Origin of the sequence: Caulobacter mirabilis (assembly GCF_002749615.1) — a bacterium.
Taxonomy (GTDB): domain Bacteria; phylum Pseudomonadota; class Alphaproteobacteria; order Caulobacterales; family Caulobacteraceae; genus Caulobacter; species Caulobacter mirabilis.
Genome location: NZ_CP024201.1, coordinates 3,665,002 through 3,685,147, shown reverse-complemented (window position 1 = coordinate 3,685,147; position 20,146 = coordinate 3,665,002). Strand labels below are relative to the sequence as shown.

9 protein-coding genes are annotated in these 20,146 nt (G+C 70.6%); 7 read left to right on the top strand and 2 right to left on the bottom strand.

The window, feature by feature from the left end; all coding sequences use genetic code 11:
* Window positions 1-4 precede the first annotated feature (4 nt).
* The 7 genes from CSW64_RS17465 (at window position 5) to CSW64_RS17435 (ending at window position 18,433) form a co-directional block, all read left to right on the top strand.
* A complete protein-coding gene (locus CSW64_RS17465; protein WP_099623295.1) occupies window positions 5-6,463 on the top strand; it encodes a YDG domain-containing protein in 6,459 nt (2,152 codons plus the stop codon).
* Window positions 6,464-6,642: 179 nt separating this feature from the next.
* A complete protein-coding gene (locus CSW64_RS17460) occupies window positions 6,643-7,830 on the top strand; it encodes a M48 family metallopeptidase (RefSeq protein WP_099623294.1) in 1,188 nt (395 codons plus the stop codon).
* A complete protein-coding gene (locus tag CSW64_RS17455; protein WP_099623293.1) occupies window positions 7,827-13,289 on the top strand; it encodes an AAA domain-containing protein in 5,463 nt (1,820 codons plus the stop codon). Before CSW64_RS17460 ends, CSW64_RS17455 begins: the two co-directional genes overlap by 4 nt.
* Window positions 13,290-13,546: 257 nt before the next feature.
* Window positions 13,547-15,001: an efflux transporter outer membrane subunit gene (locus CSW64_RS17450; protein WP_099623292.1), complete on the top strand. Its 1,455-nt coding sequence runs from the start codon at window positions 13,547-13,549 to the stop codon at window positions 14,999-15,001.
* A 6-nt stretch (window positions 15,002-15,007) separates the two neighbouring features.
* Window positions 15,008-16,162, top strand: a complete 1,155-nt coding sequence (locus tag CSW64_RS17445) for an HlyD/EmrA/EmrK family protein (protein ID WP_099623291.1) — start codon at window positions 15,008-15,010, stop codon at window positions 16,160-16,162.
* A 53-nt stretch (window positions 16,163-16,215) separates the two neighbouring features.
* Window positions 16,216-17,691: a DHA2 family efflux MFS transporter permease subunit gene (locus tag CSW64_RS17440; RefSeq protein WP_216361200.1), complete on the top strand. Its 1,476-nt coding sequence runs from the start codon at window positions 16,216-16,218 to the stop codon at window positions 17,689-17,691.
* 16 nt (window positions 17,692-17,707) lie between these two features.
* Window positions 17,708-18,433, top strand: coding sequence for a siderophore-interacting protein (locus CSW64_RS17435; RefSeq protein WP_099623289.1), 726 nt, complete (start codon window positions 17,708-17,710; stop codon window positions 18,431-18,433).
* Between the two features lie 6 nt (window positions 18,434-18,439).
* On the opposite strand, the gene CSW64_RS17430 is transcribed toward CSW64_RS17435, so the two are convergent.
* Together CSW64_RS17430 and CSW64_RS17425 are read right to left on the bottom strand one after the other, a co-directional pair.
* Window positions 18,440-19,339, bottom strand: a complete 900-nt coding sequence (locus tag CSW64_RS17430; protein WP_099623288.1) for a LysR family transcriptional regulator — start codon at window positions 19,337-19,339, stop codon at window positions 18,440-18,442.
* Between the two features lie 578 nt (window positions 19,340-19,917).
* Entirely contained in the window at window positions 19,918-20,145 is a 228-nt protein-coding gene (locus CSW64_RS17425) for an RHS repeat domain-containing protein (protein WP_099623287.1), read from the bottom strand.
* Window position 20,146 lies beyond the last annotated feature (1 nt).

The following is a 20,146-nucleotide window of genomic DNA, read 5'->3' as shown; positions in this document are numbered from 1 at the left end:
CCTCATGACCCCGTCCAGCGCGATCTTCTCCATCGCTCTCCGCCAGGCTTCGGCGCGTCGCACCCGCCTGCTGGCGGCCTCGGCCCTCAGCGGCGTGGCCGCGATGCTGGCCCAGCCGAGCCACGCCGGCACCCTGCCGGGCATACCGGGAGCAGGGAACATCACGGTCTCGCCTGGCGGGTCGCAGCCGCTCATCAGCTTTCCTGACGCCATCACCCTGCAGGTCGACCTCAACGCGCCCCGGACGGTCATCAACTGGTCCAGCCTGCACGTCAGCAGCGGCGACACGATCGACTTCCTCTTCGACGCGGCCAGCGACATCGTTCTGAACAAGACGACCAGCCAGATCCGCATCGACAACGGCGGAGCCATCACCGGCAAGGTCGGCGTGGCGACCGGCGGCAATATCTGGTTCTACTCGCCGCAGGGGGTGATCGTTTCGCCGGGTGCGACCATGAGCGCCGGGGGCTTCGTCTTCGCTGGCGGAACCGGCCTGAACGACACGACGTTCGTCAACGCCGCCGATCCGACGGCGGTCCTCCGCGCGGCGTCCAGCGGCCTGATCCGGATGACGACGGTCTCGACGGCGACCAGCGCCTCGATCAACGCCGCCGGCGACGTGGTGCTGAGCGCCTCCTCCGGCGCCCTCAGCGTCCAGACGGCCTATGGCGCGACCACGTCGATCAGCACGACCAGCGGCTCGATCACCGCCAGCGAGGTCACGGCGACCGCCGGCGCGGCCACGGTCACGGCCGGCGGGCCCGGCGCCACCGTCACCCAGATCACCGGCGCCACCGGCGTCACGGTCTCGTCGAACAACAACAGCTCGGTCGGATTGGCCACCACCACGACCTCGGGCGACATCCTGATCACCAGCAACGGATCGGCCTCGCTCACCCTGGGCAACTCGGCGCGGGACATCACGCTCAGCGCGCCGCAGGTGTTCGTGAGCACGCTGGACGCGGTGCGCAGCGTCTATGTGACCGGCACGACCCAGGCGTATGTGACCAACCGGATCTTCGCGGGCGACGACATCGAGATCACCGCCGACGGAAACGTCGTGGCCGGCGGCGCCTATCTGAAGTCGACCGGCCTGGGCGCCGTCGGCGACGCGCACATTCTCCTGCGTTCGACGAACGGTTCTGTCGCCGCCAACAACACGCTCCTGACCCAAGGGACCGGGGCGGCGGCCGGCGACATCGTCATCGAAGCCGCGACGACCGCCAGCCTCGGCACGGCCGCCTCGACCCGTGACATCAAGGTGACCGGCCCCGGCGGCGCCAGCCTGAGCAACGGCGCGGCCGCGCGCGACATCCTCGTCACCGCGACTGGCGGAACCGCCAGCGTGGCGACGGCTAACGCGGGACGCAACCTGACCTGGACGGCCAGCGACGACCTGTCCTTGACGGGGAGCTACAGCGCCGCCGGCACGGCCACGCTGATCTCATCGAGCGGGGCGCTGAACCAGACCGCCGGCGCCGTCACCGCCGGACGCCTGGACGCGACGAGCGCCACGGGCGTGACCCTGGGCGCCGCCAACAGGATCGACGTCGTGGCCAACCTTCAAGGCGGCCTCGGCGACGTCGTGTTGAACAACGCCAAGGCGCTGTCGATCACCGGGGATGTCTCGGGGCGGGACGTCACGATCGTGACCACGGCCGATGCGTTGTCGGTCGGCTCGCTGGCGCAGATTCAGGCGACGAGCGACCTCGTCCTCACTGGCGCGACCGGTTTCACCAGCACCACCGGCGCCGGAGGGCTGGTTTCGGGCGCCGACAGCGTCACGGTGACGGCGACCACCGGGGACGCCTCGGTCGCGTCGGTCACGTCCGGCGGCCCGGTTCTGGTCCAGGCCCTGGCGGGCGGGGCTGCGTTGCGCCAGGCGACCCTCGCCGGCGGCGGGGCGCTCTCGGTGACGGCGACGGGCGCGGCCACTCTGGGCGCCGACAGCCTGGCCGGTATCTCGGCCGGCAACACCGTCAGCCGCACGGGTGGCTTCGGAACCATCGACGTCGTCTCGTCGGGCGGAGACGCACGGGTTTTCCTGGCCGGTCTCGACGGCGGCCTGACCTCGGTCGTCGCCAACACCGCGACCGGAACCGCCTCGATCGGCGTCGACAGCGGCTTCACCGTCGGGACGGTCGGCGGCCATAACGTTGGACTCTACGCGGACAGCGGCGTCGTCGATGCTGGCGCGATCACCGTCGGCGGCGGCGACTATACCGCCAGGGCCGCGGACTGGGCGGGCGTCGCCCTGAACCCGGGCGGAACGATCCGCAACCTGTCGATCACCGACACCGCCGGCGGTCTGGTGCTGACCCACGCCCTGACCGCGACCGGCAACCTGACGCTGGAGGCCAACGACCCGCTGACCAGCGCCTTCGCCTTGATCGCCGGCGGGGATGTCGAGGTCACGGCGGCGGGCGATGTCGACCTGGCCTCGGCTGCGGCCGGCGACGACATCACCATCAGGTCGACCGGCGGCAGGGCGGTCCTGCGCAGCGCCGACCTGACCGGCGCCGGCGCGGGACGCGACCTGAGCATCATCGCCGCCGGCGACGCGGTTCTGGGCGATCCCGACTATTCCGCGATCACCGCCGCCAACGTCTTCAGCCGCTCGGGCGGCGGCGCGGGCTCGGCCCGGATCAAGTCGGCGGGCGGCGCCGCCATCGCGCACCTCGACGCCAGCGAAGCGATCGATCTTCTGGAGGGAACGTCCGTCGACGTGACGATCGTCAACGGTCCGGGACGGTTCGGAACGCTGACGGCCCTCTCCGGCGACATCTATGCCGAGGTGCTGAACGGCGCGCTGACCGTCGGAACGGTCACGGCCTCTGTCGGCGACGTGGGGCTCTATGACAGCGGCGGCGACCTGACGATCACGGGGTCGGTCCACGGCGGCGGCCGGGTTCATATCGAGACCGACGGCCTGCTGGACGGAACCTTGGCCAGCCTGGTCTCCAGCGGCGGCGACTTGGAGCTGTTCGGCAAGGCCGTGGACCTCGGGCGCATCACAGCCGGCGGCGCGCTGGACGTTGTGGCCCTGGACGGTTCGGCGATGGTGCGGCTGGCCCAGGCCGGCCAGACCGTACAGGTCATCTCGTTGACCGGCGACGCCACCCTGCGCGCCGCCGAGGCGCCCGACGGCATCGCGGTGGTCGCGGATGGAAAGGCCACCTTCGGCGCCGACGACAAGGCGTCGATCACCGCCGCCAATTATGCCGTGAACGACGCCAGCTGCGCCTGCGGGCCGGGCCCGGGCGGGCTGCAGGTGATCTCCTTCAACGGCGACGCCGTGGTGAACGTCGACACGACCAGCAACGGCATCGCCGTGCTCGGCGCGAGCATCGGCGGCGCCGCCACGGCGGTGCAGAAGACCGGCGACCTTAAGATCGACGAGCTGGCCGGCCACAACATCGCGGTCGAGGTCATGGGCGGCGCGCTGGAGACGGGCTCGACCGTCAGCAGCGGCGGCGACTATACGATCACGGCCCAGGACTTCCGGGGCGACGCCCTGACGCCGACGCTGTTCTTCGGCGGGATCGGCGACGTGACCATCACCGACACCCTGGGCGACCTCGATCTCGGGGCCTCTGTCATCCATGCCGGCCGCAAGCTGACCATCATCGCCCAGGACGGCGCGGTCGTCGGCCTGGCCCAGTTGGACGCCGGGACGGGGATCGGCGACGGCGAGATCAGCGTGACGGGGCAGGGCGTCAGCCTCGACGCCGTCACGAGCGACGGGAAGGTGAGCCTGGACGGCGGGACCGGCCTGGTGAACGTCGCCACCCGCGTCACGGTCGCGGGCGACTACAGCCTGGCAGGCGGCGGCTTCTCGGCCGCCGCCCTGACGCCGCTGGGCGCGAAGGCCGGAACCTGGACGCTCACCGACAAGGTCGGCGACTTCGACTTCACGGGGACGCCGCTGCGCTACGGCGGCGACATCCTCCTGACCGTGATCGCCGGCGCGGCGATCGGCGGCGACATCGCCAGCGATACGGGCGACATTCGCGTGGCGGCCCAGGCGGGCCGGCTCGGCGCGTTGGACGCCGCCAACGGACAGGTTGTCGCGACCGCCGCGACGGGCGGCATGACCGTTGCCTCGGCCAGGGCTTCGGACCTGATCCAGATCTCGGCGGCCGCCGGCGGGGCCGGCCTGGGCGCGGCGATCCTGGAGGGCGTCGGGACGAACAGCCTGCGGGTCCAGTCGTCGAACGGCGACGTCGTCCTGGGGGCGGGGACGCCCGGCGCGATCACGCCGGCCAACGTCATCGCCTCGGCCGGCGCCGTCACGACGGTCGAGGCCAGGAGCTCGACCGGCAAGGTCGACATCAACCTCGACCGGACCAACGTGGCCCTGACCACCGTCGAGGGGCAGGGCGCGGTCAAGGTCGCGGTCGCCAACGGCGCGCTGACGATCGGCCAGCTCACGGCCGGCGCGGCGTCGCAGGTCCATGGCGGAGGGGATGTCCGCCTGGTTTCGGCCGCCGTGGCGGGCGACCTTTCGGTTCGCTCGGCGACCGGCAACCTGCGCTTCGGCGACGCGACGCCCGGCCGGGTGATCGCGGTCGGCGGAGCGCTGTCTCTGGAGGCCGCCGCCGACATCGCTCAGCAGGGCGTGCTGCGCGCCGACTCGCTGAGCGTCGCCGCGGGGACGGGCGTCGTTCTTCTGGGGGCCAACAGGGTGAATCATCTGGACGCGGTCACCGTCGGCGGCGGCGGATTCGCCTTCAATGACACGGTCGGCTTCGACATCCGGGGCCCGATCACCGCGGCCGGCCAGACGGTGGACCTCCGCTCCGCCGGAGCCATCGGCCAGGCCGCGGCCGGGATCGTCACCTCCCAGCGGCTGACCGGCTCGTCCGTGGGCGGCGCCGGGTTCGGGGCCCCCAACCAGGTGGTCCAGCTGGGCGACTTCACCAACACCGGCGGCCTGTTCAAACTGGTCAACGGGCGCGCCCTGGCCATCGACGGAACGGTGCGAAGCACGGGCAGCGTCGCGCTGACCTCGCACGGCGGCATGAGCTTCACGACCCTGGGCACGGTGACGGCCGACGGCGCGGGCGATGCGGTCATCCTCGCCTCCGACGGCATGTTCGCCAACGGGCGCGGGGCGGACGCCGTCGCCGCCACCAACGCCGGCGGCCGCTGGCTGATCTACACCCAGGCCGTGGGCTCCCCGACGGGCTCGACCGCCGGCAACAGCTTCAACGGCCTGGCAGGCAAGTCCTTCTACGGTTCGGCCTATGACTTCGGGACCGAGACCTTCGCTCTGACGCCCAACGCCGGCAATCGCTTCGTCTACGCCTACCGGCCGACTCTGACGGTGACGCCCAACAGCCTGGTGGTGACCTACAACGGCGGCATCCCCGCGGTTTCGGCGACGATCACCGGTCTCGTGAACGGCGATGCGGCGGCGGACGCCTGGTCGGGCGCGCCGACGGTCTCCGGCGCGACCAGCAAGAACGTCGGGACCTATGTCCTGACCGCCGCCGCCGGCAGCCTGGCGTCCGACCTCAACTACGCCTTCGCCTACGGGACCGGCACGCTGCGCATCGACGCCAAGACGATCACCGGTCTGCTGGATGCGAACGACAAGACCTATGACCGTACGACGGTCGCCACCGGTTCGATCGGCCTGACCGGCGTGGTGGCGGGCGACGACGTCTCCGCGGCGGGAACCTACGCCTTCGCGGACCGGAACGCGGGAGCCGGCAAGACGGTGACCGCCTCCGGCGTCACGCTTTCCGGCGCGGACGCGGGCAACTACATCCTCTCGCCGGTGGCCGCGGCCCAGGCCGACATCTTCAAGAAGGTCGTCACCGGCGTCCTGACCGCCAGCAACAAGATCTACGACGGATCCACGACGGCCACGGGCTCGATCGGATTGACCGGCGTCATCGCCGGCGATGTGGTTTCGGCCTCGGGCGCCTACGCCTTTGCCGACAGGAACGCCGGAGCCGGGAAGGTCGTGACGGTTTCGGGCGCCGCGCTGTCCGGCCTGGACGCCGGCAACTACGACCTGGGGCCCGTCGCGGCCGCCCTGGCCGATATCCTCCGCCGACAGGTGACGGTGACGGCGGACGACAGGTTCAAGATGTTCGGCGAGGTCGATCCGGCCCTGACCTATCGCGTCACGGTCGGCAGCCTGGTCGCCGGCGACGCCTTCTCCGGAGGCCTCGTCCGGGGCGTCGGGGAGACCCCCGGCGATTACGGGATCACGCGTGGGACGCTGGGCCTGTCGGCGAACTACGAGGTGACCTTCGTCGGCGCGGTGTTCACCATCGATCCGCTGCCGATGAAGGAGCAGGACGGTTCGGCCATTCTCAGGTCTCTCATCCAGTCGCCGGACTTCACCCTGGACTGGGACCCGGAACCCCATCTGAAGACGCAAGGGACGATCTGCCCCGACGAAGGCTGCGCGCCTTTGGCCGCCCTGGTTCAGCACGGCGTCGGCCAGTAGGCGAACCGGCGGCTGGCCCGAGCCCCCGGGCGGAGACGGTCGCCGCGAGGATGCCCGGCTTGCGGAGAAGGTTGCGGCCGATCCGGCGCCTGGCCGGCGCTGTTGGGTGTGGACGCTGATCGGGAAGCCGGACTACCTTGCCGGCTTCGTCGGCGGGAAGCGCGGCGGTCGGGGCGACCATGGGTATCAGTTTGGAACTTGGGGACGCCCTGCGCCCTCTGCCGTACCACCTGCGGATCGTCGACCATCTGAAGCGCTCCGAGCCCGAGGTCTGGCGCTGGGCCTCGTCGTTCGCCGTGCAGGAGCAGCATCTCGAGGACATGCGCGCTCGCCTGCTCCGCGAGACCTATCGGCTGACGCCCGAAAGCCACCCCGGCGTCTACGCCATCTGCGGCAGGGTGATGGCGAAGCTGGACATCACCGCCCCCGTCACCCTGTACCAGGCCGGCGCCGAGAGCATGAACGCCGCGCTCGTCTACCTGCCGGGCGAGGTCCATGTGCTGTTCTACGGCGCGGTGCTGGAGAAGCTGGGCGAGGACGAGCTGACCGCCCTGCTCGGGCATGAGCTGTCCCACTACCGGCTGTGGTCGCTGGATGGCGGCGACTACCATGTCGCTTCGCGGATCCTGGACCACACGCTCGCCGATCCGGGCGCCGGCGCCAGTCACGTCAACACCGCACGGCTCTATGGTCTCTACACCGAGGTCTATGCCGACCGCGGCGCGGCCTTCGTGGCCGGCCAGCCCGGGCCGTCGATCTCGACCCTGGTGAAGGTCCAGACAGGCATCCAGACGGTCGACGCCGCCGCCTATCTGGCCCAGGCTCGCGAGCTCGAGGCCGGCGGCCAGCGGCTGTCGGAAGCCCATTCCCACCCTGAGACCTATCTGCGCGCCCAAGCGGTCGACAAATGGGCCCAGGCCGATGACGACCTGGACGACTGGCTGCGCGGCCGCCTGCAGGGACCGCTGTCGATGGCCAAGCTGGACCTGATCGACCAGCTCGCGCTGCAGGGCCTGACCCGCAAGTTCATCGCCCGTTTCGTCGAGCAGGAGCCGATGCGCAGCGACCTGGTGATGATCCAGGTGAAGCGTTACTTCCCCGACTGGTCCGACAGCGAGCCGATGGCCGAGCTTGAGGCGATCACGCCGGAGCTCGCCGACGACAGCGTCCGCGACTACCTCGGCTTCGTGATGCTCGATCTGGCGCTCGCCGATCCGGACCTGCGGGACCATGCGCTGCTGGAGGCGGCGCGGATCGGCAGGATGCTCGGCCGCGGCGAGGCCTTCCTGGAGGCGCTGAAGCGCGAGGGCGGCCTGCCCAAGCGCGACGTCGACGCCCTGGCCCGCAAGCTGAAGGCGGCGGCATGAGCGAGGCGCCCGTCGAGATGACCCTGGGCGAGGCTATCGCCCGCAATCAGGGCATGGCCCTGACCGTGGACGACGTGCTGTTCACGGCCCTGCCGCTGCTCCGGGCGGTCAGCACGCTTCACCAGCATGGCCGCGTCGCCGACCTCGGTCCGGGCGACATCCTGGAAACGAACGGCGTGCTGCGCCTTCGCAGGCCCGACGGCCTGCTGCCGCGCTATCAGTTGGGTGCGATCAAGGCGGTGCAGCCGCCGCCGACCTCGGCCCTGAACATCATCGACGAGCTGCGGGTCACGCGGGATTCCGAGACCGGCCTCGCCGTCGAGACGCTGCAGGCCGAACGCGACGCGGACAGGCCAATCACCAAGCCCGTCTATCTGCCCGGGTTCGACGCCTGGGAGCTGCGCCTCGGTCATCACGACGAGATCACCGACATCTTCCGGCTGGGCCAGATCTTGGCTTGTCTCGCCTGCGGGCTGGACTTCGCCGACCCGGACGAGCTCGACCGGTTCGCCTCGCATCGCCAGAACCTGTTCGTCGTGGTCCACCGGCTGAACCCGGTGCTGGCCAATGTCATCGTCGAGATGACGGCTCTGAACCGCCATGACCGGGCGACCGATCTCGGCTCGCTGATCGGTCGGCTGGAGACCTGGCGCGACCAGCCGCAGGCGCTGAACGTCGAGCGGGTGCTGGCGACCACGGACGGCGCCGCGCCGCGTCGCACCGCCGTGCTGTCGCATCTGCGCGACCGGCTGTTCGACCTCTCGCGGCGCAACCGGCTGCTGCACTTCCGAGCCACGCAGTCGAGCGTGAACCTGACGGTCGCCAGCGTGCCGCTGGTGCTGCGGCTGGAGAGCGTCAAGCCCGACCACATCTGCACCTGGGGGGGCGAGTTCGCTTCCGAGGTCGCGGCGGGCAAGGCGGTCAACCTGCGCCGCTGGCTGCGCTTCGAGGACCAGACCTATCTGCCCAACTCCCTGGACCGGCTGATCTCCGAGACCCGCCGCGACCGGGCCGAGTACGGCTTCAGCCACCTGCGGCTGGTCATCGCCTTCCTGCGCTGGAACAACCTCAAGGAAGCGCCCGAGGAGCGGATCACCTCGCCGCTGCTCTGGCTGCCGGTCGAGCTGGTCAAGAAGAAGGGCGTGACCGATCAGTATGTTCTGCAGGCCACCGGCGACGAGGCGGAGTTCAACCCAGCCCTGCGCCACTACCTGCGCCAGCTGCACGACATTCGCCTGCCCGAGACGATCGACCTGAGCGAGGTCTCGATCGAGCAGATCCATGCCGAGCTTCAGGCCCAGATCCATGCATCCGAGCCCGGCGTCGAGCTGCGCCTGCACGCCAAGCCGTCGATCAAGCTGATCCACCAGAAGGCCGTCCAGCGGCTGCAACAGTTCCAGCGCCGGCGAGGCCGCGATCTGCGTCGCGCCGCGGTCGGCCGGCCCGACTTCAGCTACGATCGCGAGGACTACCGCCCGCTCGGTCTGGCTCTGTTCGAGCAGCAGGTGAAGCCGAGCCCGCTGCCGCTGCGGGGCGCGGTGGGCGGCCGGGTCCAGGCGCAGCCGGTCCACATGGTCGCCCCGACCGGCGAGGCCGAGACCCTGACCTTCTCCCTGCCCGAGGACGAGGGGCACAAGTTCGCCTGGGATTTCGACCTGACCCAGGTCACCCTGGCCAACTTCAACTACAAGAAGATGTCGCTGGTTCGGGACTACAACCAGCTGATCGAGGAGCCGGCGCCGAACCCGGCCTTCGACCGCATCTTCTCGATCGAGCCGCGCGAGGTGGAGACCGCTCCGCCGCCGCCGATCCCGCTGAGCGACCAGTGGCATGTCGTGGCGGCCGACGCGACCCAGACCGCCGCCGTCGGTGTCGCCCGGGGCGGCCGCAGCTTCATCATCCAGGGACCGCCGGGAACCGGCAAGTCCCAGACCATCACCAACCTGATCGCCGACTACGCCGGCCGCGGAAAGCGGGTGCTGTTCGTCTGCGAGAAGCGCGCGGCGCTGGATGTCGTGTTCCATCGCCTCAAGCAGAGCGGCCTCGACGACCTGTGCTGCCTGATCCATGACTCCCAGACCGACAAGAAGGCCTTCGTGCTGAACCTGCGCGAGGGCTACGAGCGATGGATCGTCCAGGGCGACAATCTGGACGCCGTCGCGACCGCCCGGCAGGCGGCCGTGGCCCTGGCCGAGGAACAGCTGGCCCGGCTGGAGCGGTTCGAGGCGGCGATGCGCGAGGCGCCCGAGAGCCTGGCGCTGTCGGTGCGGGCCATGGTCCGCCGCGCCATAGCCCTGCCGCCGCCGGACGGCTCGGTGGGCCCGGCCCTGCGCGAGCGTCTGCCCGACTACGCGGTCTGGGACGCCCAGCGCGACCTGACCGGCCGGCTGGCGCGCATCCTGCGCGACCGCTTCGGCCTCGACAGCCTGGCGGCCCACCCGTTCGCGCGCCTGTCCGGCGGCCTGCTGGTTCATCCGCAGGCCTACGCCCAGGTCCAGACCCGGCTCGAGGCCTGCGAGGCGATCCTCGACGAGCTGGACGCCGCCTTCGAGAACGATGGCCAGCTGCTCAAGAGCGACCTGTCTCTGGCCGAGGCCGTGGCCCTGACCCGCGCCGCCGCGCAGATCGCCGCCTTCGACCTGGCCGGCCGGCTGGAACTGCTCGATCCGGCCAGCCAGCCGGCGCGGGATCTGACCGCTGCGCGCAGCGACCTGACCCAGCTGTCCGACCGCGTCGAACAGACGGGCAAGGCCACCGTCCACTGGCTGGACAAACTGTCGCCGCAGGACGCCGCGGCGGCGCTGGAGATCGCCAGGCAGGACGAGACTTCGATCCTGCGCCTGCTGAAGCCGGCCTGGTGGCGGCTCGGCAAGGAGCTGAAGGCCCGCTACGACTTCTCCAAGCACGCGGTGAAGCCGCGCCTGACCACGCTGCTGGCGGACCTAGCGGCGGAGCACGAGGCGGTCGGGGCGCGGGAAGCGGCCGAGCAGGCGTTGCGCACCCGCTACGGCGTGCGCGACTTCCCGGCCTTCGTCGAGGCCGTCGACGGCCTGACCGACCAGCTGCGTTCCAGCGCCTTGTTGCGCCGGATGGTCGACGCCCTGCGCGGCGCGCCGGACGCGGCCCGCGCCGATGGTCTGGCCGCCGACGCCGTCGCGCGGCTGGCCGCCATCGTCGCGGCCGACCTGCACGCGCCGCCGGGCCTGACCATCGACGACCTGCTCGAATGGCTGCGCGACATGCGCGAGGCGATGGACGACCTGCCGGACCTGATCCCGCTGCTGCGCGCCGCGCACGAGGCCGGGCCTGCGTACGCCGGCATGCTGCAGGACATCGCCCAGCCGCCGGAAGGCTTGGAGGCGCTGGTCGCCGCCGAGTCCCTGGCCCGGCTGATGCGCAAGGACCCGGAGCTGGCCCGCTTCGACAGCCGCGCCCTGACCCAGGCCGCCCGCCGCGTCGCCCAGGCCGAGAAGATCGGGCTTGAGCGCAACGCCGCGATGGTCCGCGCCGCCCAGCACCGCAAGTTCCTCGGCAACGTGCGCCGCTCGACCCTGTCGGTCGCGCAGCTGGACGAGGCCGGCAAGCAGTTCCGCAAGCGCTACGCCACCGGTCGGCGCGAGCTGGAGCATGAGTTCGGCAAGACCATGCGCTATCGCGCCATCCGCGAGATCGCCGGGGCCGACACCGGCGCCGTGGTCAACGACCTCAAGCCGATCTGGCTGATGAGTCCGCTGTCGGTTTCCGACACCCTGCCGCTGCAGGACGACCTGTTCGACGTGGTGATCTTCGACGAGGCCAGCCAGATCCCGACGGAAGAGGCCGTCCCGGCGCTCAGCCGCGCCCGTCAGGTGGTGGTCGTGGGCGACGAGATGCAGCTGCCGCCGACGAGCTTCTTCTCCAGCACCCTCGACGAGGAGGAGAACACCGTCGTCGCCGAGGAGGACGGCGAACGGATCGCCATCACGCTCGACGCCGACAGTCTGCTGAACCAGGCCGCGCGGAACCTGCCGGCCACCCTGCTGGCCTGGCACTACCGCAGCCGGCATGAGTCCCTGATCAGCTTCTCCAACGCCGCGTTCTATGAAGGCCGTCTGATCACCATCCCCGATCAGCGGATCGAAGGGCGGTCGGCGGAGATCGCCTCGCGCCGCTCGGACGATCCGGAGGCGGCGCGTCTTGCGGTCGATGATCTGCTGGCCCGGCCGCTCAGCTTCCATCCGATCGAGGACGGGGTCTACGTATCGCGCTGCAACCTGCCCGAGGCGCGGCGCATCGCGGCCATGGTCCGCGAGCTGCTGCTGCGCGACACGGGCCTCAGCATCGGCGTCGTGGCCTTCTCCGAGGCGCAGCAGGGCGAGATCGAGAGCGCGCTCGACGCTCTGGCCGCCGAGGACGCCGCCTTCGGCGCCCTGCTGGAGAAGGAATATGTCCGCGAGGACGACGACCAGTTCAGCGGTCTGTTCGTGAAGAACCTCGAGAACGTTCAGGGCGACGAGCGGGACGTCATCCTACTCAGCATCTGCTACGCGCCGGGGCCGGACGGGCGGATGCTGATGAACTTCGGCCCGATCAATCAGCGCGGCGGCGAAAAGCGCCTGAACGTCATCTTCAGCCGCGCCAAGCACCGCATGGCGGTGGTCTCGACCATCCGCGCCGAGGCGATCACCAACACGCACAACGACGGCGCCGCCGCGCTGAAGGCCTTCCTGCAGTTCGCCGAGGCGAGCGCCCGCGGGGAGGGAGAGCGGTCGCAGGCGGTGCTGGGCGCGCTCAATCCGGGGGCGCGACAGGCTTTCGCCTCGCCGCCGCCGGCCGACCCGCTGCGCGCCTCGCTGGCCGCCGAACTACGCCGCCGCGGCCACGAGGTCCACGAGCACGTCGGGCGCTCTCAGTTCCGCTGCGATCTGGCCATCGCCGGCGGCGACGGCGAGCGCTACAGCCTGGGCGTCCTGCTCGATCCGCAGCCGGCCGACGGCCAGGCCCGGGTGCGCGAACACTACGTTTTCCGGCCGGCCGTCCTGCGCAACTTCGGCTGGCCGGTGATCGAGGTGCTGTCGACCGACTGGCTGCGCGACCCGCTCGGCGTCATCGAACGCATCGAGGCGCGGCTGGCCGGCAAGAGCGAGGCGGAACTCGACGACGACCCGCTGCTCGCGGGCCTGGACGGCCCGCTGGAGGCTCCGCCGTCGCGCATCGAGCCCGCCGACGGCGAGGGCCAGGCCCTGCCGGCCGCGTCGCTGCCCGAGACCATGCGGGAGTTCCGTTTCAAGCAGGGAACCTCGGACAAGTTCTGGCGTATCGGGCGCGACGGCCTCGACGTCACCGTCACCTATGGCCGCAGCGGAACCCGGGGCCAGGCCGTGGTGAAAACCTACGACACCGAGCGCCGCGCCCGCGCCGAGGTCGCCAAGCTGATCGAAGAAAAGCTGCGCAAGGGCTATGTCGAAGCGGGCGGCTAGGCCGGGTTGGCGACCAACCGGAGCAAGCTCTCTCGGTCGCCTGAAGGGTCACGGCTAGCGCAGAACGAGGTCCTTCAAAGCCTTGGCGGCTCATCTGCGCGCGATCTCGGCATGACCGCCCGGGATCGCCCGACGCCGGTGCGCTCCCCGTGACGCGCCGATTTCATCTGGCGCAAGGAGTCTTTGAGCTCCGCCGCATTTCCGAGGACCAAATCCAACTCTAGTTGGGCTCCCGAACGAAACTTCGGGAGCCTGCCATGACTGGCCATCCACAACCGCCGACAGGAGCTCTGTTTCTCCTGGTCTGCTCGTCGCTGGCCCTGTCGGCGTGCGCGACAAGCGCGGACCTTCGTCCCGCCCGCGTCGAACCCGACCTGACCACCCTGGACGCCGGCAAGGCGATCGTCGAGGCGGCGGTCTCCGCCCGACCCGGCCCGACGAACTGGTGGGCGGCCTATGGCGATCCCCAGCTGGACTGGCTGATGAACGAAGCGCTCCAGGACGCGCCGACGATCAGCGTCGCGGCCGCCCGCATCGCTCGCGCCGAGGCCCTGCTGGACCGGGCCAGAACTGACCAGCAATGGCAGGTCAACGGCGCCGGCCAGATGACCGGGGAGTACTTCCCCGATCGCTACGTCTATCCCGCGCCCTATGCCGGAGAGGTCGGCAGCGAAGGCCAGTTCATGGCCAATGCTCGCTACCACCTCGACTTCTGGGGCAAGCGCCGCCAGGCGTCGGAGGCCGCCGCCATTCGCGTCGAGGTCGAGGAGGCGCAGGCGCGGGATGCGGCTCTGATGCTGGCGGCCGCGATGGTCGAGGCCTATGTGCGCCTGGACGCGGCCTATCGAGCCCACGACATCGCCCGCGCCGGGCTCTCCCGCCGCCAGGGCGTGGTCGATCTGCTGGCTATCCGTGCGCGGGCGGGGCTGGCCACCGACATCGATGCGGCGCAGGCGCGTGAGGCGATCGCCAGCACGCGCGGCGAGATCGCTCGTCTCGACGGCGAGATCGCCCGGCGTCGCCATGAGATCGCGGCCTTGGCCGGCAGGGGACCCGGCTATGGCGAGACCCTGTCGCGCCCCGTCCTGACCCCGCTCTCCGGCCCTGCGCCCGTGTCGGCGATCCCGGCGCAGTTGCTCGGCTATCGCCCCGACGTCGCCGCCCAGCGCGCTCGCGTCGAGGCCGCGGCCAAGGATGTCGGCGTCGCCCGCGCGGCGTTCTACCCGGACATCGACCTGACCGGTTTTGCCGGCATCGCCTCGCTGGGCGTGGCCAATCTCTTCCGGGCCGGCAGCGGCGCGGCCGGGGTAGGAGCGGCGGTTTCGCTGCCGATCTTCGACGCCGGGCGGCTGCGCAGCGGCCTCGCGGCCCGCGACGCCGAATTCGACCAGGCCGTCGGCGCCTATGAGGGCACGATCGCCACGGCCCTGCAGCAGGTCGCCGACGGCATCGTGTCCCTTCGCGCCGAGCGTGAGCGTCGGCGCCTGGCCGACCAGAGCCGGGCTCACTGGGCTCGTGTGGTCGAGTTGCAGAAGGCTCGCGAGGCCCAGGGGCTCTCCAACGCCATCGACCGCCTGTCGGCCGAGACCGCCTTGCTGCTCAGCCAACGTGACGTCGCCGAGGCCGAAGCGCGCATCGCCGTCGCCCAGGTCTCTCTCATCCGGGCCCTCGGCGGGGCGTGGACTCCCAACACTCCCTCTCGTGGAAGCTGATCCATCATGACCGATACTCCTGTCCAGGCGACCGACCCCGTCGCCGTCCGCCGCAAGCGCCTCATCGTGTGCGGGGGCGTCGCGGTCGCCGTGGCCGGCGCCTGGGGCGTCAGCTCGCTGCTGTCCAACCCGAACCTGCGCTCGACCGACGACGCCTACGTCGGCGGGCACGTCGTCCAGGTGACCCCCGAGGTCGCCGGCGTCGTGACCAGGGTTCTGGCCGACAACACGGACAATGTCGTCGCCGGCGCCCAGCTGGTGGAGTTGGACGACGCCGACGCCCGCATCGAGTTGGCCGCCGCCGAGGCGCAACTGGCCCAGGCCGTGCGCAACGCCCGCGGCCTGTTCGCCGGCAACGCCCGCTTCGATGCGGACGTTCAGGTTCGTCGGAGCGAGCTGGCCAAGGTCGAGGCCGACTTGAAGACACGTCAGGCCATCGCCGGCACCGGCGCGGTCAATCAGGAAGACGTCCGACACGCCGCCGACGCCGTGCGCATCGCCCGGGCCGCCCTGGCCTCGGCCGAGCAGGCCGGGGCCGAGGCGCGGACCCGCACCAGCGGCACGACCGTTCCGTCGAATCCCGCGGTGCGGGCCGCCGCCGAACGGGTCCGCGCCGCGGCCCTGGCCGTTCAGCGCACCCGCATCGCCGCGCCGGTCGGCGGCATGGTCGCCCAGCGCGCCGTGCAGCTGGGGCGCCGGGTCGGTCCCGGCGACAAGCTGATGGCCGTGGCGCCGCTCGACCAGTTGTGGATCGACGCCAACTTCAAGGAAATCCAGCTGAGGGGCGTGTGCGCCGGGCAACCGGCCCGGATCACCGCCGACCTCTACGGCAAGCAGGTCGTCTATCACGGCGTCGTCCAGGGCATTGAAGCCGGGACCGGCGCGGCCTTCGCCCTGCTGCCTGCCCAGAACGCGACCGGCAACTGGATCAAGGTCGTTCAACGGGCCCCGGTTCGCATCCGCCTGGATCCGGCCGAGCTGCGGCGCAATCCGCTACGGATCGGCATGTCGACCGAGGTCGAGATCGACACCGGCCGCTGCGACCCCAAGGCCAACCAGCGCCCGCCCGCCGCCGCCGACGCCGGGGCCCTCTACGCCGCCCGCGCACGGGCCGCCGACGCCGTCGTCGAGCGGATCATCGCCGAGAACATCGGAGGCTAGCCATGTCCAGCGCGCCGGCAAAGCAACCGATACCCGTCCTTTCGGGCGCGAGGTTGGCCTTCGCGGCCGTCGCCCTCGGCCTGGCCTCGTTCATGGCCGTCGTGGACATCACGATCGCCAATGTCTCGGTCCCGACCATCTCGGGCAATCTCGGCGTCAGTTCCGAGGAGGGCGAGTGGATCATCACCTTCTTCGCCGTCGCCAACGCCATCTGTATTCCGTTGACCGGTTTTCTGGGTCGGCGGTTAGGGCAGGTGCGGCTGTTCGCGGGGTCGGTGACGCTGTTCACGATCGCCTCGGTCCTGTGCGGCCTGGCGCCGAATTTCGAGGCTTTGCTGTTCTTTCGCGTCCTGCAGGGCGCGGTGGCGGGGCCGATCGTCCCGCTCAGCCAGGCCCTGCTGATCGCGATCTTCCCACCCCAGAAGCGCACATTCGCGGTCGCCATGTGGGCGATGACGAACATGATGGGGCCGGTCGCCGGCCCGCTCCTGGGCGGCTGGATCACCGACAGCTACAGCTGGCCGTGGATATTCCTCGTCAACGCGCCTGTCGGGGTCCTGGTGGTCGCGGCGATCGTCTTCCTGCTGCGCGGTTGCGACACGCCGAGCATGAAGGCGCCGGTCGATATCCGGGGTCTGTGCCTGCTCGCCCTCGCCGTCGGCTGCCTGCAGGTGGCCTGCGACCGTGGCCGCACGCTGGACTGGTTCGCCTCGCCCTTCATCGTCGCCCTGATGGTGCTGTCGGCGGTCGGCTTTGTCCTGCTGGTCGTCTGGGAGCTGGGTGAAAAGCACCCGATCATCGACCTGCGCCTCTTCGAACATCGCAACTTCGCGGTGGGCACGGTGGCGGTGGCCATCGGCTTCGGGCTCTATTTCGCCGCCCTGGTGCTGATCCCGCTGTGGCTGCAGACCCAGATGGGTTTCACGTCCACCTGGGCGGGCCTGGTCACCGCGCCCATGGGCGTGTTCGGGGTGGGGCTGGCGCCCTTCCTGGGCAAATGGGTGGCCAAGAGCGACGCGCGTCGTTTCGCCAGCGTCGCCTTCGCCGCCTGGGCCGCCGTGGCTCTCTGGCGCTCGACCATGACCACCGGCGTCACCGCCGGCGGCATCGCCCTCACCCACCTGGCGCAGGGCGTGGGCATCGCCTTCTTCCTGACGCCGGTGGTCAGCCTGTCGCTGGCCGGTCTGCCGCCTGAGAAGCTGGCTTCGGCGTCGGGCCTGCAGACGGCCATCCGCATGATGGCGGGCTCGATCATCGCCTCGCTCGCGGGCACCTTCTGGGACCAGCGCTCGCGCTTCCACCAGAACCACCTCGTCGACGCCCTCGGCGATCCGGACCGCGCGACACATACGGTCCAGGTTCTGCGCGGGGCGGGCTTCGACGCGCAGCAGACCTGGGCGCTGATCAGCCGTCAGGCCGACATCCAGGCCCATATGCTGGCGCTGAACGACTTCTTCTACGTCTCCGCCTTCGCCTTCGCCGTGGCGCTCGGGATCGTCTGGCTCGCCCGCGGACCCAAGAAGGCCTGATCCAAGGATGTCCCCCATGTCGCCCAAGCCCGCCCGTCCGCGATACGCGGCCGAAGTCGTCGACGTTCGCCCGATCACGCCGCACATGCGGCGCATCACCCTGGCCGGGGAGGGGTTGCGTCTGCTCGGCATCGACCGTCCCGCCCAGTGGGTGAAGCTGTTCTTCCCGGGGCAGGAAGGCGTCGCCCGCATCGGCCGCGCCTACACCGTCCGCGGCTTCAGTCACGCCTTCGCCGCCATGGACGTCGACTTCGTCCTGCACGGCGACGACGGTCCGGCCTCGCGCTGGGCCGCGCGAGCGGAGCGGGGGGAGATGCTTGACGTGGCGGGGCCGCGCGGCGGCCACGCCATCGATCCGCGAGCGAAGAACTACATCCTGGTCGGCGACGCCACGGCCTTGCCGGCCATCTGCGCGATCGTCGAGGCCTTGCCTGCCCACGTCCGGGCAAGGCTGTTCATCGAAGTCGCGAACAAGGCCGAGGAGCAGCGCCTGCGCTCCAACGCCGCCCTCGACGTCCAGTGGCTCCATTCCGGCGCCGAGGCGCCCGGCGCGACGGGGCGGCTGGAGCTGGCGGTGCAGGCGGCGGATCTGGACACCCGCAACTGTCAGGCCTGGATCGCCGGCGAGTCCTTCATGGTTCGTTCGGTGCGAACCCACCTGACGGTCGATCGCGGCGTCCCCGAGCACGCCCTGGACAGCCAGGGCTACTGGAAGCTCGGCGTCGCGGACGCCCGCGGCTGATCGCGACTACGACCGGCTGCAAACCTCGCGCACGGCGTTGCGCAGGAACCGGTGGGCCGGATCGTTGTCGAGACGCGGATGCCAGGCCTGGGCCATGACCACCGTCTCCAGATCGACCGGCGGGTCGAAGGTCCGCAGGTTCATGCCCAGGCGCTCGATCCCGAGCACCACCTGGCGCGGGACGAGCCCGATGAGGTCGGAGTTCGGCAAGGCGAAGAGCGCCGCGTGGAACGAACCGACGATCAGGGGCACCCGCCGCTCCAATCCCAGGTCGCCGAGCGCGCTGTCCACCGGTCCCCTGGCGCGTCCCCGCCGCGAGGCGCTGATCTGCTCGAACGCGGCCAGGCGCTCGGGCGTGATCGGTGCGTCGAAGATCGGATGATCGGGGCGGGCGACGCCCGCATAGCGGTCGCGGAAAATCGTTTGGACCCGCACTTCCGGACCCATGGCGCGCAGGGCGCCGATGTCCAGATCGATACGGCCCTCGCGCAAGGCGTCGTCGTCAGCCTCGCCTTCGGGGGCGAAGCGCAGCGTCACCCCGGGGGCTTCGTCGCGCAGCCTGCTCAGCAGGGCGGCGGCGAACGCGCCGGCGAAGGCCTCGTTGGCGCGAATGGTGAACTGGCGCTCCAAGGCGGCGAACGAGACCGGGCCGCTGGGCCGGAGCAGGGCTTTCGCCTCCTCGACGATCCTGTGGACCTGGTCGCGGATTTCCAGGGCGCGGGGCGTGGGCGCCAGGTCGCGGCCCGCCCGGACCAGGATCGGGTCGCCGACGGTCTCGCGGATCCTGGCCAGGGCGCGGCTGAGCGACGGCGCGCTCATGCCCAGCCGCTCCGCCGCGAGGGTGACGCTGCCTTCCTCGATCAGGACGTCCAGGGCGACCAGAAGATTGAGATCCGGAGTCGTCATCGTTTCACCGTCAAAGCTCGGGCTGGGCCGCGGTTCGCTCGCTGGCCTTGATGCGCATGACAATGCCGCCGTCCATGACTTGGGCCCAGCGTGAAGAGCCTACGGTCGAATCTCCCGGCCGGGCCGTTCGCTCGGCGTGCGCTTCCGCCGGACGATCATCCGAACGCGCTGTGTCGCGAAGGATCCAGCGAAAGTCCACCCGCGAAGCCGATTGAGCCGGAGAGCCGATTCTGACGAGGACCTCCAAGATCTGTTCCCGACCCAGTCAAGGAGCCCGGCGGTCCCGCGATCCAATCTGAACAGGAGCGGCGTCAGCTGGTCAAAGCGACAGCGTCGGCTGGGCATGAGGCGGCAGGCCCCGGCCTCGACGGCGGCTTTGCGCAGCTGTTCGGCGGGTGTCGCCGTAATGGTCCTGGTCGCCGTCCTCGACGACAGCTCGGCTCGGGTCGATTGCGCCCCGCGGTCGAATGGCGCGGAAGGCCGGGAACAACGAGGCGGGCCAGGCGAACCATGGGGAATGTCGGCTTGTCGTGGCGCCGTTTAGCCGCCTTGGCCCCGCTCGGGCTTACGTAACCAGGTCAGCCGGGCGGCGGTGTCGGCGTGCCCGGGTAAGTGATGATCTGGGTGCGGTTGCCGGCGGCGTCGTAGCGATATTCGATGACGATCCCGTTGGAATAGATGGCCTTCCAGAGACGGCCGGCGGAATCGTAGACGTATTGCACGTTGGCGTGGGCGGGGTGCGGCAAGTAGATCGCCGGGGCCGCCAGAGCCGTCGCCAGGGCGAAGGTCCGGAGCGTTCTGGACATG